This window comes from Aquimarina spinulae, assembly GCF_943373825.1.
GTDB lineage: Bacteria > Bacteroidota > Bacteroidia > Flavobacteriales > Flavobacteriaceae > Aquimarina > Aquimarina spinulae.
This window is the reverse complement of the sequence record NZ_CALSBP010000002.1, coordinates 2893758-2920310: the sequence shown is the minus strand read 5'-3', so window position 1 is coordinate 2920310 and position 26553 is coordinate 2893758. Positions and strand designations below refer to the sequence as shown.

At 33.6% G+C, this 26553-nt stretch carries 25 protein-coding genes; 8 read left to right on the top strand and 17 right to left on the bottom strand.

Features of this window, described 5'->3' with window-relative positions; translation table 11 throughout:
• The 3 genes from NNH57_RS18395 to NNH57_RS18385 form a co-directional block, all read right to left on the bottom strand.
• The gene (locus tag NNH57_RS18395) at positions 1-423 is read right to left on the bottom strand and encodes a nuclear transport factor 2 family protein (RefSeq protein WP_074405668.1); all 423 of its coding nucleotides are present in this window, start codon (positions 421-423) and stop codon (positions 1-3) included.
• Between the two features lie 47 nt (positions 424-470).
• The gene (locus NNH57_RS18390) at positions 471-1508 is read right to left on the bottom strand and encodes a PQQ-dependent sugar dehydrogenase (RefSeq protein WP_256527545.1); all 1038 of its coding nucleotides are present in this window, start codon (positions 1506-1508) and stop codon (positions 471-473) included.
• A gap of 213 nt (positions 1509-1721) precedes the next feature.
• Positions 1722-2735 (bottom strand): helix-turn-helix domain-containing protein, encoded by a 1014-nt coding sequence (locus tag NNH57_RS18385; RefSeq protein WP_108808103.1) that lies wholly within the window; start codon positions 2733-2735, stop codon positions 1722-1724.
• A gap of 156 nt (positions 2736-2891) precedes the next feature.
• Here NNH57_RS18385 and NNH57_RS18380 point away from each other — a divergent pair, with 156 nt between their 5' ends.
• Positions 2892-6005, top strand: coding sequence for a WD40/YVTN/BNR-like repeat-containing protein (locus NNH57_RS18380; protein ID WP_108808104.1), 3114 nt, complete (start codon positions 2892-2894; stop codon positions 6003-6005).
• A 213-nt stretch (positions 6006-6218) separates the two neighbouring features.
• Here NNH57_RS18380 and NNH57_RS18375 read toward each other — a convergent pair whose 3' ends face one another.
• The 3 genes from NNH57_RS18375 to NNH57_RS18365 form a co-directional block, all read right to left on the bottom strand.
• Positions 6219-7631, bottom strand: a complete 1413-nt coding sequence (locus NNH57_RS18375; protein ID WP_074405672.1) for a S41 family peptidase — start codon at positions 7629-7631, stop codon at positions 6219-6221.
• Between the two features lie 115 nt (positions 7632-7746).
• Entirely contained in the window at positions 7747-8271 is a 525-nt protein-coding gene (locus tag NNH57_RS18370; RefSeq protein ID WP_074405673.1) for a hypothetical protein, read from the bottom strand.
• A 101-nt stretch (positions 8272-8372) separates the two neighbouring features.
• A complete protein-coding gene (locus NNH57_RS18365) occupies positions 8373-9464 on the bottom strand; it encodes a helix-turn-helix domain-containing protein (protein WP_074405674.1) in 1092 nt (363 codons plus the stop codon).
• A gap of 341 nt (positions 9465-9805) precedes the next feature.
• Between NNH57_RS18365 and NNH57_RS18360 the strand changes: the two genes are divergently transcribed.
• The 5 genes from NNH57_RS18360 to nadD all read left to right on the top strand — a co-directional run bounded on the left by NNH57_RS18360 (position 9806) and on the right by nadD (position 13063).
• Positions 9806-10357, top strand: a complete 552-nt coding sequence (locus NNH57_RS18360) for a CopD family protein (RefSeq protein WP_108808106.1) — start codon at positions 9806-9808, stop codon at positions 10355-10357.
• A 6-nt stretch (positions 10358-10363) separates the two neighbouring features.
• Positions 10364-10912, top strand: a complete 549-nt coding sequence (locus tag NNH57_RS18355; protein WP_074405676.1) for a GNAT family N-acetyltransferase — start codon at positions 10364-10366, stop codon at positions 10910-10912.
• Between the two features lie 91 nt (positions 10913-11003).
• Positions 11004-11861, top strand: a complete 858-nt coding sequence (locus tag NNH57_RS18350; protein WP_074405677.1) for a YicC/YloC family endoribonuclease — start codon at positions 11004-11006, stop codon at positions 11859-11861.
• The gene (gene gmk, locus NNH57_RS18345) at positions 11862-12443 is read left to right on the top strand and encodes a guanylate kinase (protein WP_074405678.1); all 582 of its coding nucleotides are present in this window, start codon (positions 11862-11864) and stop codon (positions 12441-12443) included.
• A 38-nt stretch (positions 12444-12481) separates the two neighbouring features.
• Positions 12482-13063 carry a nicotinate (nicotinamide) nucleotide adenylyltransferase gene (nadD, locus tag NNH57_RS18340; RefSeq protein ID WP_074405679.1) on the top strand — a complete coding sequence of 194 codons (582 nt, stop codon included), beginning with the start codon at positions 12482-12484 and terminating at the stop codon, positions 13061-13063.
• Between the two features lie 80 nt (positions 13064-13143).
• On the opposite strand, the gene NNH57_RS18335 is transcribed toward nadD, so the two are convergent.
• Genes NNH57_RS18335 through NNH57_RS18325 form a run of 3 tightly spaced genes read right to left on the bottom strand, consistent with a single transcriptional unit; the run spans position 13144 to position 15658 of the window.
• The gene (locus tag NNH57_RS18335; RefSeq protein ID WP_074405680.1) at positions 13144-13923 is read right to left on the bottom strand and encodes an enoyl-CoA hydratase/isomerase family protein; all 780 of its coding nucleotides are present in this window, start codon (positions 13921-13923) and stop codon (positions 13144-13146) included.
• Positions 13924-13953: 30 nt separating this feature from the next.
• Positions 13954-14160: a DUF4177 domain-containing protein gene (locus tag NNH57_RS18330; RefSeq protein WP_108808107.1), complete on the bottom strand. Its 207-nt coding sequence runs from the start codon at positions 14158-14160 to the stop codon at positions 13954-13956.
• A gap of 40 nt (positions 14161-14200) precedes the next feature.
• A complete protein-coding gene (locus NNH57_RS18325) occupies positions 14201-15658 on the bottom strand; it encodes a sensor histidine kinase (protein WP_074405682.1) in 1458 nt (485 codons plus the stop codon).
• 103 nt (positions 15659-15761) lie between these two features.
• Here NNH57_RS18325 and NNH57_RS18320 point away from each other — a divergent pair, with 103 nt between their 5' ends.
• The gene (locus NNH57_RS18320) at positions 15762-17453 is read left to right on the top strand and encodes an ABC transporter ATP-binding protein (RefSeq protein ID WP_108808108.1); all 1692 of its coding nucleotides are present in this window, start codon (positions 15762-15764) and stop codon (positions 17451-17453) included.
• A gap of 650 nt (positions 17454-18103) precedes the next feature.
• Here the strand turns inward: NNH57_RS18320 and NNH57_RS18315 are convergent.
• The 8 genes from NNH57_RS18315 to trhO all read right to left on the bottom strand — a co-directional run bounded on the left by NNH57_RS18315 (position 18104) and on the right by trhO (position 26083).
• Positions 18104-18760, bottom strand: a complete 657-nt coding sequence (locus NNH57_RS18315; protein WP_025665255.1) for a CoA transferase subunit B — start codon at positions 18758-18760, stop codon at positions 18104-18106.
• Positions 18761-18762: 2 nt separating this feature from the next.
• The gene (locus tag NNH57_RS18310; RefSeq protein ID WP_108808109.1) at positions 18763-19101 is read right to left on the bottom strand and encodes a hypothetical protein; all 339 of its coding nucleotides are present in this window, start codon (positions 19099-19101) and stop codon (positions 18763-18765) included.
• A gap of 5 nt (positions 19102-19106) precedes the next feature.
• Positions 19107-19748: a peroxiredoxin gene (locus NNH57_RS18305; protein ID WP_074405685.1), complete on the bottom strand. Its 642-nt coding sequence runs from the start codon at positions 19746-19748 to the stop codon at positions 19107-19109.
• Positions 19749-19848: 100 nt separating this feature from the next.
• A complete protein-coding gene (locus NNH57_RS18300) occupies positions 19849-20556 on the bottom strand; it encodes a CoA transferase subunit A (RefSeq protein ID WP_074405686.1) in 708 nt (235 codons plus the stop codon).
• Between the two features lie 102 nt (positions 20557-20658).
• On the bottom strand, positions 20659-22989 hold the full coding sequence (locus tag NNH57_RS18295) for a penicillin-binding protein 1A (protein WP_108808110.1): 2331 nt from the start codon (positions 22987-22989) through the stop codon (positions 20659-20661).
• A 154-nt stretch (positions 22990-23143) separates the two neighbouring features.
• Positions 23144-23635 (bottom strand): gliding motility lipoprotein GldH, encoded by a 492-nt coding sequence (locus NNH57_RS18290; protein WP_074405688.1) that lies wholly within the window; start codon positions 23633-23635, stop codon positions 23144-23146.
• Positions 23622-24890, bottom strand: a complete 1269-nt coding sequence (locus NNH57_RS18285; RefSeq protein ID WP_074405689.1) for a PSP1 domain-containing protein — start codon at positions 24888-24890, stop codon at positions 23622-23624. The genes NNH57_RS18290 and NNH57_RS18285 overlap by 14 nt, the downstream gene beginning before the upstream one ends.
• 161 nt (positions 24891-25051) lie before the next feature.
• The gene (gene trhO / locus NNH57_RS18280) at positions 25052-26083 is read right to left on the bottom strand and encodes an oxygen-dependent tRNA uridine(34) hydroxylase TrhO (protein ID WP_108808111.1); all 1032 of its coding nucleotides are present in this window, start codon (positions 26081-26083) and stop codon (positions 25052-25054) included.
• Between the two features lie 282 nt (positions 26084-26365).
• On the opposite strand from trhO, the gene NNH57_RS18275 reads away from it, so the two are divergent.
• Positions 26366-26530, top strand: a complete 165-nt coding sequence (locus tag NNH57_RS18275; protein WP_159099241.1) for a hypothetical protein — start codon at positions 26366-26368, stop codon at positions 26528-26530.
• The last annotated feature ends 23 nt before the right edge of the window (positions 26531-26553 follow it).

The following is a 26553-nucleotide window of genomic DNA, read 5'->3' as shown; positions in this document are numbered from 1 at the left end:
TTACTTTTTGGTTGTAGCTGCTTTGCTAATAATTTTCCACTCTCCATCAATCTTTTTCAGAAGAAAAATATCGATATATCGTACATTTTTACCTTCTATCAAGATTTCGGCTTTTGCCATAGCAATATCATTTTCTCTGTCTACAGATAATATTTTACCTGTTCTACCATTAAATTTTCCTTGCTCCCTTTTTTCAAACCATGAAGCATATTCTTTGATGGGTACAATCCATAGTTTTTTCTCTTTATGAGTAAGAAACAAATTCGCTTCATCATAAAAAGCTTCTTTAATCACTTCTGGTTGGCTGTATGAGGTTCCCTTCAGATATTTATTAATCGAAGAGCGTATATTATCATCTTCTGATTGTGCAATGGTGATGTTACAGCTAACTAAAAATAGGGTTATCCAAAAATAGGTTTTCATGTGTTTTGTTTTATTAAAGAAGTGGTTTAAATCACTTCATATTAAGGTTATTGATTATTTTTTATTCTTAAAATTTTCCCATTAGGTTCATCGGTTAGTAAATAGAGTTTTCCTTCTGGGCTTTGCGTTATTTTTCTGGATCGTATTCTATCGTCAGTAAATAATTCCTCGGTACTTTTTATGGTTTTATTTTCAATTCTAAATCTCCACAGACTTCCTCTACTCAAACCAGGAACCAGTAAATCATTTTTCCATTCGGGAAATTCATCACCTGTATAAAATATGAGTCCGGTAGGTGCAACAGTGTGCTGCCAATACCAAATGGGATCCGTAAATACAGCTCCTTCAATTTTAGGAGGATAATACTCTTTACTTCGATAACCTCCTGTAGTTATAATGGGCCAGCCATAATTAGCTCCAGATTTTAGCATATTAACCTCATCTCCTTGTCGGGTGCCGTGCTCGCTAAACCATATCTCACCTGTTTCTGGATGTGTTGTTATCCCCTGTGCAGCTCTAATTCCGATTGCATAAACTCCAGGAACCGCTGTTGTACCAAAATCAGGATTATCATCAGGTATACTTCCATCGGGGTTTATTCGATAGATTTTCCCTCGTTTATCGGTTATATCCTGAGCAATCGGTATTTCGGGTTCATCAATTTCTTTAAACAATCGTTCCCCCATGGTAATGTATAATTTACCATCAAGCCCAAAAGTCATCCCTCCTCCGTAATGAAAATATTCTCTTGTAAAAGGCCCGGCTTCGAGCAATGTTTTTGTAGTAACTAAGGAATCATTTTTTAGTACTGCACGCACTACTTTTGTGGCACTTCCTTCTCCTTTCCTTTTTGCAGCATACGAAAGATATACGTATTTATTGTTGCTGAAATCAGGATCCAACAATACTTCAAAAATACCAGAATTATCGCCTCCTGTAACGACTCTAATACTATCAGTAAGATCACGTGGAAACCCTTTAATAACTCTTTTTTCTTTTGAAATAAGGTTTACTTTAACCAGATCTCCATCCTTTTCAGATATCAGAACTTCATCTTCTGATAAAAAAAACCATGCTCCAGGGATGCTTAAGACTATCTATTATGATTTCTTTTGTTGGACGTGTTTTTGTTTGTAAAACTTCTGAAGGCTTTTCAATTTTAGTGCAAGCTGTCACAATCAAAAACAGTGCGAATATTGATTTATTCATTGACATCATTTTGAATTTTTCTGAGTGCAAAATCCAAAAGACTAGATCAAAACCCTTTAAAAAACACGATCTTTAAAACGAAAAATCAATCAAGCAGCACTATATTGAGTCCTATATTGTGAAGGTGTAAGCTTAGTTTCAGCCTTAAAAGCAAGATTAAAAGATGTAACATTACCAAAACCGCAATCATAAGCTATGGTTGCAATTTTTTCTAATGCATACTCAGAATTTACCAGCAATTTTTTGGCTTTTGTTATTCGAAAATGATTTACAAACTCAGAGAAATTCTTTTGCTCATTCTCATTAATCACCTGAGATAGCTCTCTAGAGGGAACTGATAATTTTTCTGCTATAGTCTTTAATGAAATGCTACTATCTAAATAAATTTTCTCATTTTCAAATAGTTCTTTTACACGATGAAGTAATTCTTTAGAGGTTTCTCGATCAATTTTAGAGTTGCTATATTTTTCTAAAGCAAAAACATGTCTTTTTAAAAGCAGGTAAGAAAACATATATATTAAAAATGAAAAAGAAATAGCACCCAAAATATAAAATGGAATCAACCTTAGAAAAATACCAAGATACAGTGCCCAAATCACGCTAACTCCAACTACAATATTTCTATACCATTTTAAAAGTTGAGGATTTGCATCGTTTGTGATTTTTAAAATAGTTTTCCAGCAAATGGATAAATAGATACCAAAATGAAGGAGAACCAAAGAATATGCAACATACGAGAGCACATCTCCATTATTAGGAATAAAAGGGCTACACAAAACAAATAATCCAAAAGGGGCTAAATGAATATAGTATCGGTTTGAAAAGGTTTGCTGTTTCTCAAAAAGAGTTTTTCCATAAAACCAAAGAAAAGGACCTACTGCCAATATTGTCGAAATAGCCAAATTCCTTAATCTGGGATCAACTTCTATATAATTATGAAAAACAGATTTCCCTATTCGTATTGTTAATCCTAACAATACTAAAGCCAAAAATATATTCGCTTTTCTATTTCCTTTTTTAAGCGTAAAAAGATAAAAACATAAGAAAAGAGCCTGAATAACGCCCAAACAACTTAAGACAAGTATAAAACCTTCTATAACCATGCTTCAAAATTAGAAATGATCTCAATAGCTAAGGTTAAAATTACGTGAAAATCTTTTGGAATAATTTTTAATTCCAGACTTTAGTATCCCATCAAATCTATTTTATCTATAATTTATCTGAAAATGCAAAGCTTTTAAATTAAATATCAACTAACTATGCATTCACAATTCGGTAACCTAATTCTTTTACTCTTTTTTACTTTCTCAAGTATTTTTACATCCAACTCTCAAACGTATAATCAGGAACTTTATGACGCTCTAGAATATAGACTTATTGGACCATTTCGTGGTGGGCGAAGTGCAGCTGTAACTGGAGTACCAGGAAAGCCTAATCTATTTTATTTTGGAGCCACTGGTGGTGGAGTTTGGAAAACTACAGACGGTGGACGTACCTGGAAAAATATCTCTGATGGTTTCTTTGGAGGGTCAATTGGTGCAATTGCCATATCTAAAAGTGATCCTAATGTAATCTATGTAGGTGGTGGAGAAAAAACATTACGAGGAAATGTATCTTCGGGTTATGGTATCTGGAAAAGTGTTGATGCTGGTAAAACGTGGGTGCAAGCTGGTCTTCCTAAAAGCAGGCATATCCCAAGAATAACTATTCATCCTACTAATCCTGATATTGTATATGCTGCAGTATTAGGCAATATATATAAACCTACTCAAAATCGTGGGGTATATAAAAGTATTGATGGAGGAACAACATGGAATAAAGTACTGTTTGCAAATCAAGATGCCGGAGCGGTAGATCTAACTTTAGATCCAAATAATCCTCGAATTTTGTATGCTTCAACGTGGAATGCAAGAAGAACACCTTATAGCCTTAGCTCTGGAGGAAAAGGTTCTGCCCTTTGGAAAAGTACAGATAGTGGACAAACATGGAATGAAATTTCGCAACACAAAGGATTTGCCAAAGATACTTTAGGAATTATGGGAGTAACTGTTTCTCCCGTAAATAGTGAACGAGTGTGGGCTATTGTAGAAAATAAAGAAAAAGGCGGGGTATATCGCAGTGATGATGGCGGTGACACCTGGAGCCAATTAAACAGTAGCAGAAGCCTACGTCAACGTGCATGGTATTATAGTCGTATTTATGCTGATCCACAAGATATAGATGTTGTCTATGTCGTTAATGTATCGTATCATAAAAGTAAAGACGGAGGTAAAAATTTTAGCAGTTATCGCGCTCCGCATGGAGATCACCATGATCTATGGATTGCTCCAGAAAACCCAAAACGTATGGTAATTGGTGATGATGGTGGTGCACAAGTCACCTATGATGGGGGTGAGACCTGGAGTACATATCACAATCAACCCACTTCGCAGTTTTACCGAGTGACTACCGATAATAGTTTTCCATATAGAATCTATGCTGCTCAACAGGATAATTCTACTATACGTATCAATCATAGAAGTACAGGATGGAGTATTTCTGAAGATGATTGGGAAAGTACAGCCGGAGGGGAATCGGCCCATATTGCTGTCGATCCTAAAGATAATGATGTTGTTTACGGAGGCAGTTATGATGGCTTTCTTACCCGGGTAAATCATAAAACAGAAACAGTACGCTCTATTAGTGTATGGCCAGATAATCCTATGGGGCATGGTGCAGAAGACATGAAATATCGTTTTCAATGGAATTTCCCAATACTATTCTCTAAACATAATCCAAACAGACTATATACATTTTCTAATCATGTTCATGTTACCGAAAATGAAGGACAAAGCTGGAAAGTGATTAGTCCCGATTTAACCAGAAACGACCCTGATAAACAAAAATCTTCTGGAGGCCCTATCACACAAGACAACACATCTGTAGAATATTATTGTACCATTTTTGCTGCTGCAGAAAGCCCGGTTAAAGAAGGGTTACTTTGGGTAGGAAGTGATGATGGTCTTGTACATGTAAGTCAGGATGGAGGAAAATCCTGGAACAATGTAACACCGAAAGGAATGCCAGAGTGGATGATGATCAATAGTATCGAGCCCAGTGTTTTTGCGGAGGGTACTTGCTATATTGCCGGTACTAAATATAAATCAGGAGACTTTGCTCCTTATCTATATAAGACTACCGATTATGGTAAATCATGGACAAAAATTACAAATGGAATCAAAAACGAACATTTTACACGTGTTCTTCGTGAGGATCCCAACCAAAAAGGAGTATTATATGCGGGTACAGAAACAGGTATGTATATCTCTTTTAATGATGGAGTAAACTGGGAGTCTTTTCAATTGAATTTACCTATTGTGCCCATTACAGATCTAACAATTAAGGATAATAATTTGATTGTTGCTACGCAAGGGAGAAGTCTTTGGATAATTGATGATTTAACGGTCTTACATCAGTTAAGTAATGCGATGAAAACTCAAAATCATATTTTATATAAACCCAAGAATTCTTATCGCATGGGTGGAGGAAGTGTTAAAGATTCTAAAACAGCAGGAACTAATCATCCCGCTGGTGTTATGACGTATTTCTATCTCAAAAATTATGACGCAGCAAAAGATACAGTTTCTTTAACCTATTTTAATACTAAAAATGATACACTAAAATCATTTAGTACAAAAGCAAAAGATAAAAAAGATCAATTAAAAATAGAGAAAAAAGGAGCACAACTATTTGCCTGGAATATGAGAGGAGAGGGAGCAGAAAAATTAGATGGTATGATTCTTTGGTGGGCAAATCTTAATGGTCCAAAAGCTATACCTGGTAATTATAATGTAAGTCTTGCAGTAAATGGGAAAGAAGTATCTAAACAACCTTTTACCATAGTGGCCGATCCCAGAACAGAAGCATCGTCACAACAAATGCAATCGCAATTTGATTTTATTACCAGTATAAATAAAACAGTAGACAAGGCGCATAAATCTATAAAGAAAATCAGAAAAATTAACGCCCAGCTTAAAGCATTTTCGACACAGTATAAAGACAATTCGGCAACTAAAGATCTGGTAAAAAAGGCTTCAGACTTACAAAAACAATTTGGCGAAATCGAAAAAGCATTATACCAAACCAAAAACAAAAGTAATCAGGATCCTTTAAACTTTCCTATTAAACTTACCAACAAACTAGGGCACCTAAATTCTCTGGTAGGTATGGGGGATTTTGGTCCTACAGAACAAGATATTGCTGTAAAAAATGAACTCACTAAAAAGATCGATGATCAATTAGCTAATTTTGACAAATTAATTACCGAAGAAATTAAACGTTTTAATACTGAATTCAACACCTTGCAGCTTAATTATCTTTTTGTAGAAAAATAAATTCAAAAAATTCTTTTGCTATTACTAGAACATTGGAAACACCAATAGCTATGAGATAATACTATTGCATTTATATTATCCGTTGCGCATTTTGATATATCAAAATGCGCAACGGGTTTATATTCTATAACACTTTTGTTATACCTAAACTTAACGACAAGCGTAATTTATTTTAAATTGGATTCTCTTCTTGAAGCGCGCTGAATAAACTGTCTAATTACTAAGTAATTCCAAAGCACGTTCTATACCACTATCTTTTTCTTCTTGAAAATCTATAGTTGACAAAAACGGTACTCGATTTTCTTCATTTTCAGGACCAATACCAATAACTTCAAAAACTTCTCCTTGCGCATCAGTATATATTTCATTAGATAATCCCACTTCTGCTCCATTAGGCAATACATGCGTAAGAATAGTAGAAAAAGCACCAGCAGTATTTTCTCCTACAATGGTCACATACGGTAAATCTTTCATACATAAAGCAAAAAGATCTGCTGCACTTATACTATAGGGACTTGTGAGCAATATGATATCTCCTGTAAATTGAAAATCTCCACGAGGTACTACAGAAAAGGATTTATTTTCGGTAAAACCGTTACCTAATCTAGCTTTTTTAAAATATGAAATTCGCTCCTGATCCATAAAACGGGATACCATATTTAAGGCTGCAGTATCATGACCTCCATCATTAAAACGTATGTCAATAATTAGTTTAGAAACTCCTGATGCTTTAAGATCGTTCATCATCATATCTAATACAGCATTTAATGCGGTCAACTCATCACTAAAATTTGTTCCGTATCCTTCCATCTTTACAATATTAATGTATCCAATATCATCATTGATCAATCCCCATAGAATATTCCCATTGTCATCTATTTCATAATTCCCCCCTAAATATTTTGTTACTATTGTTGTCACTTTTTGACTTGCAAGAGCATCATAATCGTCTATATTCTCTATAATGAGATCTCCACTTAGGTTAGCATTTAGTCTTTCTAATAATTTTGGCTCTCCTGGTTCAATTTGAATATCTTTATCTTCATCTGTGACACCTACATGTTCATCCTCTAACAAAAGGACTAGCTCTTCTACAATATCATATAGGTTCTCAGCTGTAACCTGATCTCTTAAATTCTCATATTGAGACCAGTCTACATTTCTAGTTTCGAAAAAAGCATAGTGGTCATTAAAAATATTCCAGAAATGATCAAAATTAACCTGTGGATCTTCTGTAGCAGAAATCTGATCTGGCAAACAGTTTGGATTTTGATTTGGTAACCGGGTAAATTTCACATCTGAATCGGATAAGTCGGTAGATGCTATTAGCTCATTTTCGCTCACCAGATCTAATTTTAATCCAAAAAATTCTTCAGGAACAAAATCATCATCCTGAATTGAACATCCCGCAGTATTTATATTATAAAATATATCTTTACCGTCAGTAAATTCAAAAATCCACCCTTTTTCGGCTGATACCCAAAAACCATTAATTGGATCTACTATAGGAGAAGGTGTATCATCATCAGATTGACAGGTGGTAAAAATTAATAAAACGAGTATTAGCAAACACGCTTTAACATACTTTATTATTTCTGTTTTTATCTTAATATATGAATTCATCATAGTTTTATTTTTGAAATTATTATAGTTGAAAATTGTAAAGTTTGATGATCTATTCAAAAAAACACTTGATCAAAAGAAAACGGTATTCTGTACTATTTAAAGATTACGAAAATTGCTAAAAACGATATCCAATAGTGAAGGTAGCATAAGGCACCAAGAAATTAACCTCTCTGTCATTCCCTTTCTCAAAACCAAGCCCTGTACCAACTCCAGCTTCGTAATTAAAATGCTTGCCAATGTTTCTTCTAATACCCCAAGTAACAACAGTCAATAGATGATATAGATTAGATTTTTTAGCATCTTCGGTACTATGAAAATGATAACGGGCTCTGAGAGATATGTAATTACCACTATTACCATCTATTCTTTTATTCTTATCAGCACGCCTTTTTAGATTGTAGTACCAACGAGGTTCTAATGCTAACACAGGTCTAATGTTTGCTGTATTAAGACCTCCTAAACCAACTTCACTTCGTAAAGCAACTTGATTTGATAATTTTAATTCATTGTGAGCCCATATACCTAATAAGCCAGTTTGAATCCCAAAAACTGATTTTTCTACTGATATGTCTTTTTCATTTTGAGAAAACCCAAAATAAGAACTCATTACTAAAAGGGAAGTAAAAAATATTTTAGTCATTTTTATATTTTTTGATTAACTGAAGTAAAAGTATCTGTATCAAAAAAATAAAAAAGTAATTTTGGGATTGAAGAAGTACTGAAACGGTAGATCAATACAAATCAGGACTTTTTTTGAAGTTTTCTATAGGCTCCCGGAGACATCCCTAAACTGGTATTAAAAGCGTTATAGAAAGCACTCTTAGATTTAAAACCAGCTTCCATGCCTATAGCTTCGATAGAATATTTATTAAATACCGGATCATGCAATAAGTTTTTAGCCGCTTCAATTCGATATTCGTTTACAAACTGAATAACGCTTTTATTGATTTCCTGATTTATGATTTGAGATAAATACCCTTCGCTAGTTTCTAACCGATTTGCCAGATCTAACCTGCTTAAAAGAGGGTTTTTATATAACTCTTCCTCCTCCATTAATATATAAAGTGAGGTAATAATTTTAGAAACAGTAGTCTTTCTTATTTTCTTTTTTGCCTGAGTATTATGTGTGTTTTTTGAAACTAAATATTGGTGTATTTCGTCTTTTTGAACTATTATCTGTAGTTTGAACACTCCGTAATATAATACCCACCACAATAAAAAGGAAAGCAGTATCCATAGAAAACTTGTAGCATATTCTGAATTGAATACATAGAACTCTATTGTAGATAAAAGCCAGCATATTATAATGCATATTATAAAAAGGTTTAATCTTAATAGCCAACTCTTTTTATCTTCTGAAATAGTATGAGAACCTTTTATTAATTTCCTTCCCCAAAAGATTAAAAACACATTATAGACAAATGATGCATTATCCATAATATGAAATTGCAGATCAACAAAATCCGAATTATAGAAGTTAAAAATAGTATCTAAATAAAGAATAGTTTCTATAATCAAAGAGCAAATGAAAGGAAGATAAAGCCATTTATACCAACTTTCTTTAAGGTACTTATGTTGAATTTGAATTAGAAAATAGGTAAATAGAGTAACTCCAAATAGGTACTCTAATACAGGGTTGTTTAAAAATTCTAAAACCGTATCTTCTATATCAAACCACCCAAATAAAGTCAAACTTGTTAGCAAAAATAATGATAGGGAGAGATAGTTATTTGCCCTATTCTTATAAAAAGAAGTAGTGACTAATGCGATACTTATAAAATATCCTATACTTCCACTGACAATAATTGCAAAACCTAATAGTATAGTATTCAATCTTTGTTGAAATTAATTATGTTCAAAATTGTTATTAACGTAAATTTATCCATAAATCACGTTTTTGTTTTAGGGTAAATATAAGCTGATTTGCTAGTTTTTTGATATCAAAACTAATCAAATACCATTTTCTCTACAAAATGTGAGTAATTCGAAAGAAGTTTAAATCATGTCCCGTTAATATTTTGTCAGAACGTAAAAATCATAGTCATTTAAAAAATTACATATTTCTCGACTAGAACCAAGTTGACAGTACATAATTATTTAATACTTTTGAAATTAGATTTAGACTACTATCATATCCTGAGTTGATAAAAAGAATGCTATCATACTAGAAATAAATGCTCGAATATTATAATTACATAAAATCTTTGCACCTGATCTTTGTGATCACATGGTTTGCCGGGCTATTTTATATTCCCAGGTTGTTTATCTATCAAATAGAAGCTTCTCAAAAGCCTCTACCCGATAGAGACATATTAGGTAAACAACTTAAATTAATGGCTAAACGTCTTTGGTTTATTATCACCTGGCCTTCTGCTATATTAGCAACTTTATTTGCAATTTGGTTACTCATTTTAATGCCAGCTTGGCTACAACAACCTTGGATGCATGTTAAACTTGGGTTTGTAGTGTTACTTATTATGTATCACCTTAAGTGCCATCATATCTATAAACAACTGCAGCTTGATATTATAAAATGGTCATCTGGACATATGCGAATGTGGAATGAAGGTTCAACAATCATTCTCTTTTCGGTCATTTTTCTTGTTATCGTTCGAGATGCAGTAAACTGGATATATGGAGTTGTAGGGATACTATCACTCGCAATTATACTTATGATGGGAATTAAACTTTATAAAAGAATTCGGGATAAGAACCCTAACGCATAATATCGATTGAACTTTATCTCGAAAACATATCATACCAAATTAGGAAAACCTCTTTTAATTAGAGAAGCTACACCGGCAGATGCTAAGCAATTATTAGCATTAAAACTAGAGTATCTTAAAGACACCAGTACTATTCCTTTGTTTGATTACGAATATTCTAATACAATAAAAGAAGAAAGTGAGCTTATTCAAAATCTTCATCAACAATCCAATAGTTTATTATTGGTAGCCGAAAGTGACGGTAATATTATTGGAAACATAGATCTTACTGGTAGTTGGCGTAAAAAGATGCAACACACTGCCATGATAGGAATGGGAATTCATACCCAATGGCAAAACCAAAGCATCGGTACTCTTTTGATTCAAAATGTATTAGAATGGTCAAAAGAAAATGAAATATTAAAAGTACTATGGCTAGAAGTTTATGCCACAAATCTTCCCGGTATTGCTTTATATAGAAAAATGGGATTCAAGGAATCCGGAAGTATTGAGAATTTTTTTCTAGAAAAGGAAAAATATATAGATAAAATTACCATGACTACTAAAGTTGACTAATTTAAAAAGATAGTTTATACCTTGTAAATCACAGTTCCATACGTTACTTCGACAGTTTTCATTATCTTCGTGCAACTTTTAGCATAATTCTATGATCAAATCTATGACAGGCTTCGGGAAGTCTATCCTGCAGCTACCTACAAAAAAAATAACGATTGAGGTTAAATCACTTAATAGTAAAAACTTAGACCTTAATGCAAGGATCCCTTCACAATACCGTGAAAAGGAGCTTCAAATGCGAAATACTATTGCAAAAAAACTAGCAAGAGGTAAGGTTGATTTTGGATTATATGTTGAAGCAACAGGAGAAGAAACTTCAAACAAGGTTAATGAAGCTATTGTAAAAGAATACATCAGACAATTATCAAATGTGCACGAAGGTGATACTATAGAGTTATTAAAAATGGCCGTTCGTATGCCTGATGCTTTAAAAACAGAACGTGAACAAATCGATGAGCAAGAATTTAATGCTATAAAAGATGAACTTACCAAAGCGTTAACAGCGATAGAAAATTATAGAATCGATGAAGGAAAAGCATTAGAAAAAGACTTCAATATTCGTGTTAAAAATATAAGCGAACTCCTTGATAAAGTTATACAAATGGATCCTGAACGTATGGAAGCGGTTAGAGAACGACTACATAAAGCTGTATCTGATTTAAAAGAAGAGGTCGATCAAAATCGTTTTGAACAGGAGTTGATTTATTATCTTGAGAAATTTGATATTACAGAAGAAAAAGTTCGATTGGCAAATCATTTAGAGTATTTTACTACTACATTAAATTCTTCGGATTCTAATGGAAAGAAACTTGGTTTTATTACTCAGGAAATAGGTCGTGAAATTAATACCATTGGCAGTAAATCTAATTATGCCCCTATGCAACAACTAGTAGTTCAGATGAAAGATGAGCTCGAAAAAATTAAAGAACAATTACTAAACGTGTTGTAAATGAACCAAGGTAAACTTATTGTACTTTCGGCACCTTCTGGAAGTGGAAAAACTACTTTAGTTAAATACTTGCTTAATCAAGAAGAATTAAATCTCGGATTTTCTATTTCTGCAGCTTCTCGACAGCCTCGAGGAGGAGAAGTTCATGGAAAAGATTATTATTTTTTATCATTAAGAGAGTTTAAAGACAAGATTAAAGCCGAAGAATTTCTAGAATGGGAAGAGGTATATCGGGATAATTTTTATGGAACATTAAAAACCGAAATACAACGACTTTGGGATAACGGTAAACATGTGATTTTTGATATCGATGTTGTGGGTGGCTTGGATATTAAAAGCATATATCCAGATCGTACATTGGCAATTTTTGTAAAACCACCTAGTATTGAAGAACTCAAAATTCGTTTGAAGAAACGTAAAACCGAATCCGAAGATAAAATCAATATGAGAGTTGCCAAAGCCTCTACCGAAATGGCTACTGCTCCTCAGTTTGACGCTATCATAACGAATGATGATCTAGAAAAAGCTAAAAACGAAGTATATCAATTGGTTAAAAAGTTTCTTTTAAAAGAATTAAAATAAGATTTCCACCTTCGTGGAAATGGAAAAATAAATTTTCCATGAAAAAAATCGGATTGTATTTTGGGACGTTTAATCCCATTCACATCGGTCATTTAGCAATCGCCAATCATATGGCTGAGTTCTCTGATCTTGATGAGTTATGGATGGTAGTAACTCCTCATAATCCTCATAAGAAGAAAAGTTCGCTACTAGATAACCATCATCGCTATGAGATGGTATATCGCGCTACACAATCGTATCCTAAATTAAAACCTAGTGATGTAGAATTTAAACTACCACAACCCAATTATACTGTGCATACACTTGCATACGTACAGGAAAAATACCCGAAGGATCAATTTCATCTTATTATGGGAGAGGATAATTTGAAGAATTTTCATAAATGGAAAAACCATGAGGTTATTCTCGAAAACCATAACATCTATGTGTATCCAAGAATTGCTGAAGGAATTGTAGCATCTCAATTTAAAGATCATCCCAAAATACATCGAATTGATGCTCCTATTATGGAAATCTCCTCGACGTTTATTCGAAAAGCTATTGCGACAAATAAAAATGTAAGACCTTTACTTCCACATACTGTATGGGAATATATTGATGAGATGAATTTCTACAGGTAGAAAAATGTATTATATTAGGTAAAAAAAAGACTTCATGGGATATACCCATGAAGTCTTTATCCTTTTTATTAATATCTAATTTACTTTCCCGGGAAATCAGCTCTACGTTTCTCTAAAAATGCTGTAGTTCCTTCTTTAAAATCTTCGGTACCAAAACAGTTTCCGAATTGTTGAATCTCTGTTTTATATCCATTTACACCATCTTCATACCCAGAATTTATAGCTTTGATGGCTGCACCAATCGCTACAGATGAGTTTCTCATAATTTTTCCCGCTAACTTTTCTGCTAATGGTATTAATTCGTCCTGAGCGGTTACATAATTTACCAGCCCGTATTGCAATGCATGATTAGCATCGATCATTCCTGCGGTCATTATCATTTCCATAGCTCTGCCTTTACCAACTAACTGTGGTAAACGCTGTGTACCACCATAACCAGGTATTACTCCTAAAGAAACTTCTGGTAATCCCATTTTTGCATTATCACTAGCAATTCTAAAATGCGCCGCCATAGCTAATTCTAAACCACCACCCAAAGCAAATCCATTTACGGCAGCAATTACTGGTGTAGAAAGATTAGCAACAAAATCAAAAAGCAGCTCTTGTCCTTTTGTAGCCAGGTTCCCTCCTTCTGATACCGAAAAATCTGCAAATTCACTAATATCTGCACCTGCAACAAATGCTTTTTCGCCACTTCCGGTAATGATAATAACTTTAGTATCTGTATCGAGATTAGCAACTCTAAAAGCCGCATGTAATTCCTGAATAGTTTCTTTATTAAGAGCATTTAATTTTGATGGACGATTGATCGTAATCGTAGTAACCCCGTTATCCTGAGATGTTAGAATATTATTATACATTGTAATTTATGTTGTTTGTTTATGTCTTCTTTATTGTTTTAAATCTCTTTCAAAATACAGATAAAAATACATTCCCATTCCAAAATCCTCTACATCGGTAGATACTAATCTCCATCCGTTCTTTCCATACTCATCTAACTTCATCTGTATATCTTGGGAAGAAGATTTTAAAATATGTTCTTTGTCTAAAGTCAATTTCGAATAATAGATCAAAGACTCTAATTTATACTCTTTCATAGCGATATATAATATTGAATAATCATCGAAGTAAGGTTTACTATTCTTTTGGGAATTTAACTTTAAAAACAGTGCCTTTTCCTTCTTTTGATGTAAAGGTAATACTTCCATTATAGGTTTCCACAATATTTTTTACCATTCCTAATCCAAGTCCCATACCACTGGTTTTGGTTGTGAATTTAGGTTCGAAAACCTTCTTAGTATTTTCTTCGGTTATCCCAATTCCATTATCAGCAACTGTAATAAGAACTTCTCCATTCTCTGAGAATACATCTACAATAATTTTAGGGATACGATCTTCGGGAATTGCCTGTATACCGTTTTTCACTAAATTGGTGACTACTCGTATCAATTGTGTTCTATCAAACTTAGCAATGATTTTTTCTTTTTCTGAAGGAAAAATAATATAGTCCTCGTTAAAAATATCCAATGCCAGCCCTATGATCTTTACCACATCCAGGGTCTCACTTTTTTGTGCAGGCATCTGTGCAAAGTTTGAAAATGCCGAAGCGATAGAACTCATCGTATCGATTTGCTGGATCAAAGTATCGCTATATTCCTGAACTTTTTGATGAATTTTAGGGTCATTGGGATCAAATTTACGTTGAAAACTCTGCACTGTTAATCGCATTGGTGTTAATGGGTTTTTAATTTCGTGCGCTACCTGTTTTGCCATTTCCCTCCATGCTGCCTCTCGCTCGCTTTTGGCAAGCATTGCAGCACTTTGTTCAAGTTCATCGATCATACTATTATAGGCATTTACCAATGAATAAATTTCTTCACTGGCATCACCAATATCTATTCGTTTATTTCGCTTATCTAATCGGGTCTGGTCTATCGTTTCAGAAATTGTCTTTAAGGATCTGGTAATATACTTTGACAAAAAGTAAGCCAAAACAATTGCCACTAAAAGCATTAGTAAATACACCTGCCCCAGACGTTTCAAAAACTCTAATAATTCTCTTGTGATTAAATCATCATCTTCAAGATATGGTAAATGTAGAATCCCTAAAGGTTTTGATTTAACATCTGTAATATAGGTATAGGATGTTAAAAATCGTTCTCCATTTTTTTCAGATTTTACCAAATACTTCTTATTATAAAGCGAAGCCAATGTATCTAAAATAATAGGATTAATTTGGATATCGGTAGTATCTTTTGCAAATCCACCTTCTGATTTAACTAATAATTTTCCCGTAAGCCCATAAATATTAATAGGCATAGAATGTTCTTCAGAAATTTGATAAATGCGATCTTTTTCTCTAAAAATTAATGCTATATTTTCCTTACTTACAGGATAAGTTGTCCTTTTTAATACATTATTAATTGTGATTTGAATTCGTTCTTCTTTTCGTTCTAATCGGCCTTGATGATATTCTTCTGCTTCCTCCTTATATTGATAGATCGTAACGGCTGCAATCAAAATAGAGGCCAACAATACCAATATAGTCATAGAGATAAAAATTCGTGTACGAAGAGAAAGTTTTAGTAGCCTCATAATATACTTTGACGGATAAAGATAACAAATATCACACCAAAATAGTTGTAAAAAAAAATCTGTGAACGCGTTGAATTCCCTAAATTTACCTAACGCTTAAGTTATGAATACTACTACACTGCTTTCTGTACAAAATCTTTGTGTCTCTTTTTTATCAGAAGAAAAAGAAAATCAAGTACTCTACGACATCTCTTTCGACATTCATAAAAATGAAATATTAGGAGTTGTAGGAGAATCAGGGAGTGGTAAATCTGTAGCTTCATTAGCTATCCTGGGACTACTGCCTAATAAAATTTCTAAAATCACTAAAGGAAATATTATCTATGATGGTATTTCTTTATTAAGTTGTAATGAAAAAGAATATAGGGCGATTCGTGGTAATGAGATCGCTATGATTTTTCAGGAACCTATGAGTTCTTTAAATCCTTCTATGAAATGTGGGAAACAAGTTGAAGAAATCTTATTTCAGCACACATCACTGTCTAAAGCAGAAATAAAAGTAGAAGTACTTTCTTTATTCGAAAAAGTAAAACTTCCTGAACCTGATCGGGCATACAAATCATATCCTCATCAATTAAGCGGAGGCCAAAAACAACGTATCGTGATTGCTATGGCTATTGCTTGTAAACCAAAGCTTCTTATTGCAGATGAACCTACGACGGCACTTGATGTAACAGTACAAAAAGAAATTATTGGTTTGCTAAAAAGCCTGCAGGAAGAATATAAAATGAGTATTTTATTTATTTCTCATGACCTCTCACTGGTTTCAGAAGTTGCAGATCATGTTTTGGTTATGTATCAAGGAAAGATGATAGAATACGGAACAACAGATACCATTTTTCACAATCCTCAAAAAGAATACACCAAAGCATTAATTAATGCAAGACCCCCAATGAATGTTAGATATCAAAAACTACCAACTATTGCGGATTTTTTCGAGGATACGGATCAAAAAAAGGAAATCATTACCAAAGAACAGCGACAACAGCATCATCAAAATTTGTATAGTCAATCACCCCTACTAGAAGTTATAAACGTAGAAAAAAGTTATTTTTCTAAGGTTGGTTTATTTGGAAAAGCAGAATTTAAAGCTGTAGATGATGTGAGTTTTAAGCTCTATGAAGGTGAGACTTTGGGGCTCGTAGGAGAATCGGGTTGTGGTAAATCTACTTTAGGAAATACCATTTTACAATTAGATAAAGCCAATAGAGGTAAGGTTATATATAAAGGACAAGATATCACACAATTATCTTCTTCTGAGATACGAAGTCTTCGAAAAGAAATTCAGTTGATATTTCAGGATCCTTTTGCATCACTCAATCCAAGATTAACTGTAGGGAAAGCAATTATGGAACCTATGCAGGCGCATAATTTATATAACAATGACAAAGAACGAAAGCAAAAGGTCATAGAATTACTAGAGCGAGTAAGCCTAACTGAGGAACATTTTAACCGTTACCCGCACGAGTTTAGTGGTGGACAACGACAACGTATCGGGATTGCGCGTACTATAGCATTACAACCAAAACTTATTATCTGTGATGAATCTGTAAGTGCATTAGATATTTCTGTACAAGCACAAGTGCTTAATTTATTAAATGAGTTAAAAAGCAATTTTGGTTTTACCTACATCTTCATATCACATGATCTGGCTGTCGTAAAATATATGTCTGATCAGCTATTGGTTATGAATAAAGGTAAAATAGAAGAGCAAGGGGATGCAGATTTGATTTATGAAAACCCAAAAAGAGATTATACCAAAAAACTAATACATGCGATTCCGCAGGGAAAATAGGTTTCAAAAAGAAAGCTACTCTAAAAGTTGCATTAAACATCGACCCTAACCCTAATTAAAAAAATAGACCTCACAGGTCTTGGAGACCTGTGAGGTCTGAAAAGGACATAAAAAAAACCTGTTAAACTTATACAGGCTAACAGGTTTCATTCATCGCGACTTGGGGAGGTTGCGATTAATTAACAACAAAAAATCACATCAACAAAAATACTTTTTTCGCTACATAAACACAGTTTGAAATCAATTCTATTGTAGGTTTGATCGATTTCTGTAGACGATTTATACGTTTTTTCATAATAGGGGAAACTTGTGTGGGTTAATAATTTTTTTAATCCTTATAAAAAATAATATATATAGGGGACACTATTTTTTATCGGGACACTAATATGCAAAATATTTTCAACAATAACGTTTAAATACACAAAAAAATCGACTAAATACGCAAAATTTTAACATTTAAATGCATATTATTGGTTTTTAAAGGGTAAAGCAAAGGTTTAAGGGTATAGGAATCCACTTGAAAGTGTAGTATTTTTCTTTCAAAAACAAGATAATTGGATCCTGTTATACCTAAACGACTCTTTTATTGATTTATTATTCGTAGAGACCTAATTATTATTCGTTACCATATTCCTAGAATTAGATTTAGATCAATCTAATATCATTTCAGGAATATCACCTTCAATTATGAGGTTTCCTTCTGTGGCATTCTTAATTTCTTCTACAGATACTCCAGGTGCCCTTTCTAAAAGTTTAAAACCTTTATCGGTGATTTCCAGAAAAGCCAGATTTGTAACTATTTTTTTTACACAACTAACTCCTGTAAGCGGAAGTGAACATTTTTTCAGCAATTTAGACGCTCCTGCTTTATTGGTATGCATCATGGCCACAATAATATTCTCTGCACTTGCTACCAGATCCATTGCTCCTCCCATTCCTTTTACCATTTTACCTGGGATCTTCCAGTTTGCTATATCTCCTTCTTCAGAAACTTCCATTGCTCCTAAAATTGTTAAATCAACGTGTTGTCCTCGAATCATCCCAAAACTCATTGCAGAATCAAAAAACGATGCTCCCGGCATTGTGGTAATAGTTTGTTTTCCTGCATTTATAATATCTGCATCTTCTTCTCCTTCAAAAGGAAAAGGTCCCATTCCTAGGACTCCGTTTTCGCTTTGAAACTCTACTTCTATACCTTGCGGGATATAATTGGCAACCAATGTAGGTATACCTATTCCCAAGTTTACAAAATACCCGTCCTGTAGTTCTTTAGCAATACGCTTTGCAATTCCGTTTTTATCTAACATAATTATTTTCTTCTAATCTTATATGAATTAAAATGATTGGTTGACTTACTTTCCTGAATCCATATTAATAATGGTATAGAGATCACAGCCAAAGCTATAAGACCATAAAAACTTAAAAGAACAATAGCAACTACTCCACTTATCATAAGTGCAAAGAGTATTTTTCTATTATCAACAACCGCATCTATTCTATTGATATGTTTTTTATCTTCTTTATTACAATACTTGCATGTAACCTGTACTTCATCACCAATTTTCATTTGTAATTCGCCTCTGGTTGCTGTTACTGGTTTAAATTTATTTTGAATCTTACATTGAGAGCATGTAAACTCTAATTTCATACTTACTAATTTAAATTAGGCTGAGGTGTCATCCTTAAATATGGTTTTATCTCTTTATACCCTTTTGGGAATAATTCGGCTATTTCTTCATTAGCTACAGAGGGTACAATAACGCAATCTTCTCCAGGGTTCCAATTTGCTGGTGTAGCTACTTTATGGTATGCCGTTAACTGAAGCGAATCAATAACGCGTAATAACTCATCAAAATTTCTTCCTGTAGAAGCTGGATATGTTATTGTAAGTTTGATCTTTTTATCTGGTGCTATTACAAAAACAGAACGTACTGTTAGTTGACTATCTGCATTGGGATGAATCATATCATATAATTCTGATACCTTTCTATCCTCATCGGCGATGATAGGAAAATTAACTGTTGTGTCTTGTGTTTCATTAATATCTTTAATCCACCCGTGATGAGATTCTAAGCCATCTACACTCAATGCAGCAACTTTTACATTGCGTTTATTAAATTCATTTGTGTATTTTGATACTGTACCTAATTCTGTAGTACAAACAGGGGTATAATCTGCCGGATGTGAAAATAAAATTCCCCAGTCTTCTCCCAACCAATTATGAAAATCTATTTCTCCTTCTGTAGTTTGTGCAATGAAGTTTGGTGCTTCATCTCCTAATCTTAATGCAGCCATGATTTGTGTGTGTTTAAGGTTTTAAAAACAAATACTATTATTTGAAGTGGTATACTCTTTTTTCAATAGACTATAAAAAAATTACGTCTATCAAAAAACATTAAACTTCTTCTTTTTTACGAACAGTGCGTTGTTCGATTCTTTTTTCATAATCTTGTCCTTGAAAAATTCGTTGAACAAATATACCCGGAATATGTATATGATCAGGGTTTAGGGTTCCTGCGGGAACTAATTCTTCTACCTCGGCCACTGTTATTTTTGCAGCACCACACATACAAGGGTTAAAGTTTCTTGCCGTTCCTTTAAAGATCAAATTCCCAGCTTCATCCCCTTTCCAGGCTTTTACAAATGCAAAATCGGCTTTAAATGCGTGTTCTAACACATACATTTTGCCATTAAATTCTCGAGTTTCTTTTCCTTCGGCTACTTCGGTACCGTAACCTGCCGGAGTATAAATTGCAGGAAAACCTCCCTGTGCCGCACGACATCTTTCTGCCAACGTTCCTTGTGGGATAAGTTCTACATCCAATTCGCCACTAAGCATTTGACGCTCGAATTCATCATTTTCTCCCACATAAGAAGAGATCATTTTTTTGATTTGTTTCTTTTGAAGTAGAAGCCCTAATCCAAAATCATCAACTCCTGCGTTATTGGATATACAGGTAAGACCTTTGATATTTGATTTTACAAGCTCTGTAATAGTATTTTCGGGAATGCCACATAGGCCAAACCCTCCAAGCATAAAGGTCATATCATCTTTGATACCAACCAAAGCTTCGGTAACATTGGGTACCGTTTTACGAATCATAGTGTTCTAATTTTAGCAGACTAAAAGTACTAAAAAAAACAGTATCTCATCTTTTGAAATTAGATAGTTTTAAGATTTTTCTAATTAACAGACAAAGCTCTTTTAAAGGCTAAATTCTTCTATGTTCTCGCCCTGCACACTATTTCTCTTAAAAGCTTTACAATCTACTTCAATCGTTAAGTTTTCTGGCTTAGGAAAAGCTTTTGTAGAAATTTTTAATGTTTTATCTCCATAGCATTTTTTCATAAATAATGCCCAAACTGGCAATGCCATTGTAGCTCCCTGCCCAAAGGTAGTTGTTCTAAAATGTGTAGCTCTATCATCTCCTCCAACCCAAACTCCTGTACAAAGGTTAGGAACGATACCCATAAACCAACCATCACTTTGATTTTGTGTTGTTCCTGTTTTACCCGCTATAGGGTTTGTAAATTTATATGGGTGACCAGTGACTACATTTTTTATATCATATCTAGATGAAGGTCCTGTACGTAAACGCACTCCAGAACCAGATTGGGTAACACCTTCCATTAGATTAATAGTAACATAAGCGGCTTCTTTACTAATCACATCACGTGTTTCGGGAACAAATTGGTATAAAACAGTTCCATTTTTATCTTCAATACTAGTAATGGTTACCGGTTTGGTATATATCCCCTGGTTAGCAAATGTACTATATGCTCCTACCATTTCTGACAATTTCAAATCTACAGATCCTAATGCTATAGAAGCTACTTCAAGAATATCTGATTCTACTCCCATTTTCTTTGCAAGACGAACAATAGGCTCTGGCCCAATTCTATCCATTAAACGTGCAGAAATTGTATTCACAGATTTGGCTAACGCTTCTTTAAGACTCATATACCCTGTATAGTCTGCATCACTATTTTTTGGTGTCCATCCTTTATCAATGACACCATGAGAACCTGGAGGAATTGTTATTTGCGATTTTGGTATGGTATCACAAGGTGAGAGTTTAAGTTGGTCGATTGCAGTTGCATACACAAAAGGTTTAAACGTAGATCCTACTTGTCGTGCTCCCTGATATACATGATCATATTGAAAATGCTTATAATTAACTCCTCCCACCCAAGCTTTGACATGCCCGGTTTGTGGTTCCATAGACATTAATCCCGAGCGTAAAAACTTTTTATAATATAAGATAGAATCTTTAGGAGTCATTATTGTATCTATTGCTCCTTTCCAACTAAATATGCTCATCTCTGCCTTTTCATCAAAAGATTTTCTTATTTCTTTTTCACTTTTGCCCTGGCTAAGCATCTTGTCCCATCTGGCAGACGATTTAATACTTCGATTCAGTATTCTTTCTACTTCAGTTTCTGTTAAATCTCTAAAAGGGGTAGTTTTATTATCTTTTTCTTGTTTATCAAATTCTTTCTGAAGATTAGCCATATGTTCTTGCACCGCTTCCTCGGCATATTTTTGCATACGAGAATCTATAGTTACATTAATTCGTAACCCATCTCTATAGATATCAAAATATTCGGGATCACCCTCTGCATTTTCCCCTTTAGGATTTTCTTTTACCCATTTTGACATCCAACTTCTTACATATTCTCTAAAATAAGTCGCAGTCCCATCATTATGACCTTCTGGAGAGTAATCCAGTTTAAGTGGTAATTGTTTTAAACTATCTCTTTGTTTTTCTGTAATGTACTCATATTTCTCCATCTGATTAAGAACCACATCTCTTCTTGTTTTTACCATTTCTGGTCTACGAAGTGGATTATATAGTGATGAATTTTTTAACATCCCTACCAATACAGCTGCTTCTTCTACATTAAGGTCTTTAGGATTCTTTCCGAAATAAATTCTCGATGCAGAACTTATACCAATTGCCTGATTAAGAAAATCATATTTATTAAGATACATCGTTACAATTTCTTTCTTGGTATATTGTCTTTCTAAACGAGTTGCAATTACCCATTCTTGTATTTTTTGCAAATATCGCTCGATCTTATTCTTTGATCCTCCAGTAAATAATTGCTTTGCCAGCTGTTGTGATATTGTACTTGCCCCACCTCTGGTTCCTAAAAAAACAAATGCTCTTAATGTTCCTCTGGCATCTATCCCAGAGTGATCATAATATCTTGCATCTTCTGTTGCTACCAAGGCATCAACCAAATGTTGTGGTAGATCTTCATAATTTACAGGAGTCCGGTTCTCTTTAAAAAAGGTTCCTATTTGCACCCCATCTGAAGAGATAATCTGGGTTGCCAAGTCATTTTGTGGGTTTTCTAATTCTTCGAATTTAGGCATTTCTCCATAAACTCCCCAACTAGCCAGGAGAAAGAGTAAGGCTATTAAAAACAATCCTGATCCAAATAGTATCCAAAATGCTTTTATGTATTTTATGGTATTACTCACAGGAGTTTTTGCTCTTTTTTTTGTTGATTTGGGTTTTGCCTTTGCCATATCTCAGCTATTTAAATCTATTTTTTAAAAGATCAGAAGAGGTTTTTTTCCCTTTTTGTCGATGTCCTCCTTATCTGGTCTTTCTCTAAAAGTATTTTAATGATATATTTTTGTCTATCTATGATGGAAGATAGATTCTATCTTTTATAATTAATTAAGGATTTTGAACATTTTCTATCCTAAATCCTATATCTGTAATTCCTTCTAATGACGATATCCCATTTACCTCACCATTCTTTCTCATGGCATGCTCTATAGTTATCGTATAATTTCCTTTTTCTTTAAAACTTACATTTTCTTTATACCACAATTTATTTTCTTTAAGATCAGAAAAACCAGTCCCTAACCAGTTCCCATCAGGAGCTGCAAGACGATACTCTAATGTATCAGTAAGTATTTTGCCATTTGGAAATTTCATTTCACTAATTAAAAACAAATTGCTGTATTTGTATTCATTATTGTTACGAATATTTATAAATAAATTATAGGATTGTGTTGTGTCGAGTTCTGGAAGTGTAAAACTCGCTTTCTCATCCATTTCCCATGCATTAGCTACTGTATGATAAGTATCGAAAACCTGTTTATCATCGCAGGAAATCATACCAATTACAATACATACTGTTAAAAAAAACCTAAGTTTTATCATTATTCCTATTACGAGACCTACGTTTTTTATTACCTCGATTATTTGATTTATTTGTTTTGTCAGAATTCCCTTCTTTTGATTTGTTTGAAACTGCCGCTTGTTTATCTGAAGATCTCTTGTTTTTATTTTTTCTTTTGTTACGATTTCTTCTTTTACTACGTTTAGGCTGATCAAATCGCGTTAAGCTATCTTGTCCTACAACGTTCTCAAAATCTGTTTTAGTATCTTCTATTAATTCTGAAGCAAAATCTTCTAAGCTTGCTACTTGTTCATTGTTCTTGTTTGCCGCAATAATTTCATTAACATCTTCGGTAGATATTCTGTGCCAATTCATCCATTCGCCTTCATAGGCATACCACAACAACCCTTTAAAAATATCTATTTTTTGACATACAGCAGTCCCTTTATCTGTTCGAAGCTTTATATCTGTTTTAGGAAAATTATTAAGTGCATCAATATATGCATCTAATTCATAATTAAGACAGCATTTTAGTTTTCCGCATTGACCGGCTAGTTTTTGTGGATTTAAAGATAATTGTTGATACCTAGCTGCACTAGTATTTACAGATCTAAAATCGGTAAGCCAGGTAGAACAACATAGTTCCCGCCCACAGGACCCAATACCCCCTAATCGTGCGGCTTCCTGCCTAAAACCTACTTGTCTCATTTCTATACGAGTATTAAACTCGTGTGCAAACTCTTTTATTAACTGCCTAAAATCCACCCGCTCTTCTGCTGTGTAATAAAAAGTAGCTTTAGATCCATCTCCCTGAAATTCGATATCAGAAATTTTCATTTGCAGCTCTAATCTAATTGCGATTTCACGAGCACGCACCTTCATAGTTTCTTCTCTGTCACGAGCTTTCTGCCATATATCAATATCTTTTTGAGATGCTTTTCGATATATTTTTTTTATGTCTTCATTATCAAGTTCTACTTTCTTTTTTTTCATCTGGATACGAACTAACTCTCCAGTAAGAGTAACAATTCCTACATCATGACCAGGAGAAGACTCTGTTGCAACAACATCTCCAATGCTTAAAGAAAGATTTTCTGTATTTTTAAAGAAGTTTTTTCTACCATTCTTAAATCGTATTTCAACATAAGAAAAAGGCAATGATCCACCAGGAAGTGACATATTGGATAACCAATCGAAAACCGTTAATTTATTGCAACCATCTGTACCACAGGTACCATTATTCTTACAACCCTTGGGTTGCCCGTCTTTTGCGGAGGAACAACTGTTACACCCCATATTTTTTATCTATATTGAAATTTGTCTGCGATCATAATCGCAACAAATATGGTTCTTACTAAAGTTAGAAATCTACCATTTCTAACGTATCAATCGTTAAAGATACTATGAAATGAGGATAAAAAAAACTATCTGCTATAGTATCTTCACCTTTTTAGGTGTTACTTTTTATATTTTAATGCTTCAGAACGACCTTTTTTAAAGATCTTATTACTATTTCCTTTCCCTTTTCGCAGTGCTTTTTGTTCTTCAAACGATAATCTATTAACTTCCATACATTCTGTCGAGCAACAGCTTTCTAGCTCTGCTGCACAATTTTCACATTGTATAAACAATAGGTGGCATGCTTCATTTTCGCAATTCACATGGGTATCACACGGGGTACCACATTGATGACAATTAGCTATTATATCACCAGAAATACGCTCTGCTCTTCTATGATCAAATACAAAGTTTTTACCCAGAAATTTATTTTCTAAACCCTGAGCTTCGACTTGTCTTGCATATTCTATAATACCTCCTTCTAATTGAAATACATTTTTAAATCCTTTATGCTTATAATATGCACTGGCTTTCTCACAGCGTATACCCCCGGTGCAATACATTACAAGTTTTTTATCTTCTTTATGATCTTTAAGATCTTCTTCGATAATATCCAAAGAGTCTCTAAACGTATCTACATCGGGTGTAACGGCTCCTTTAAAATGGCCTATTTCACTTTCATAATGATTACGCATATCGACCAGTACCGTATCAGGATCTTCGATAAGTTCATTAAATGCAGAAGCATCAACATGTACTCCTTTGTTGGTGACATCAAATGTATTATCATCTAATCCATCGGCTACAATCTTTTTACGAATTTTTACTTTTAGCTTCAAAAAGGATTTTGCGTCTTGCTCTCTTGCGATATTGAGGCGCACGTTTTCTAGAAAAGAAATACTATCCAGGTGTTTTTTAAAGGCTTCAAAATTAGGTGCCGGGACAGATAATTGCCCATTTATACCTTCTTTGGCTACATAAATACGACCCAAAACCTCGAGTTCGTTCCAATGAATAAAAAGGTGATTTCTAAAAATTTGTGAATTACCAATATGTGCATATGCGTAGAAAGATAGCGTAAGTCGGTCTGTACCGGCTTCATCGATAAGAGCTGCTCTTTCTTTTGCGCTTAATTTGTTGTACAGTTGCATGCTATACTTACGTTTTAAGTTAAAAGAAATAAATTTCGGCAAAAATACAAATCATAAAGTAATATTCAAAAACTCTTATTTGTGTTTTTAACAAAAAAAGGATTTTTCCATATTCACTACTATCAAAATATTATTTTTTTGTTAAAAAAATCTCAGTCCTGAAAAATGGAACTCGCAACCTATACTTTTATCTGAAGTAATTCATCTTTTCGCGAAAGATTGACACAAACCTTGAGTGTCATTAAATGTTCAGGGAATATAAATTCTTTAAAAGAAATTATAATGAAAAGTTTTAAAAACCTAATAGGCGCAAAAGTGCTTAACAAAAGACAACAACAGATCATTAATGGTGGGTATATTACCGGAAGCGGTAATTGTGACGATTATTCTGCAATTCCATTATGCAAACCTAGAGACACAGATAATTCGGATAATGCAAATCAATAAATTCTAATTTCTGAATTTAAAAA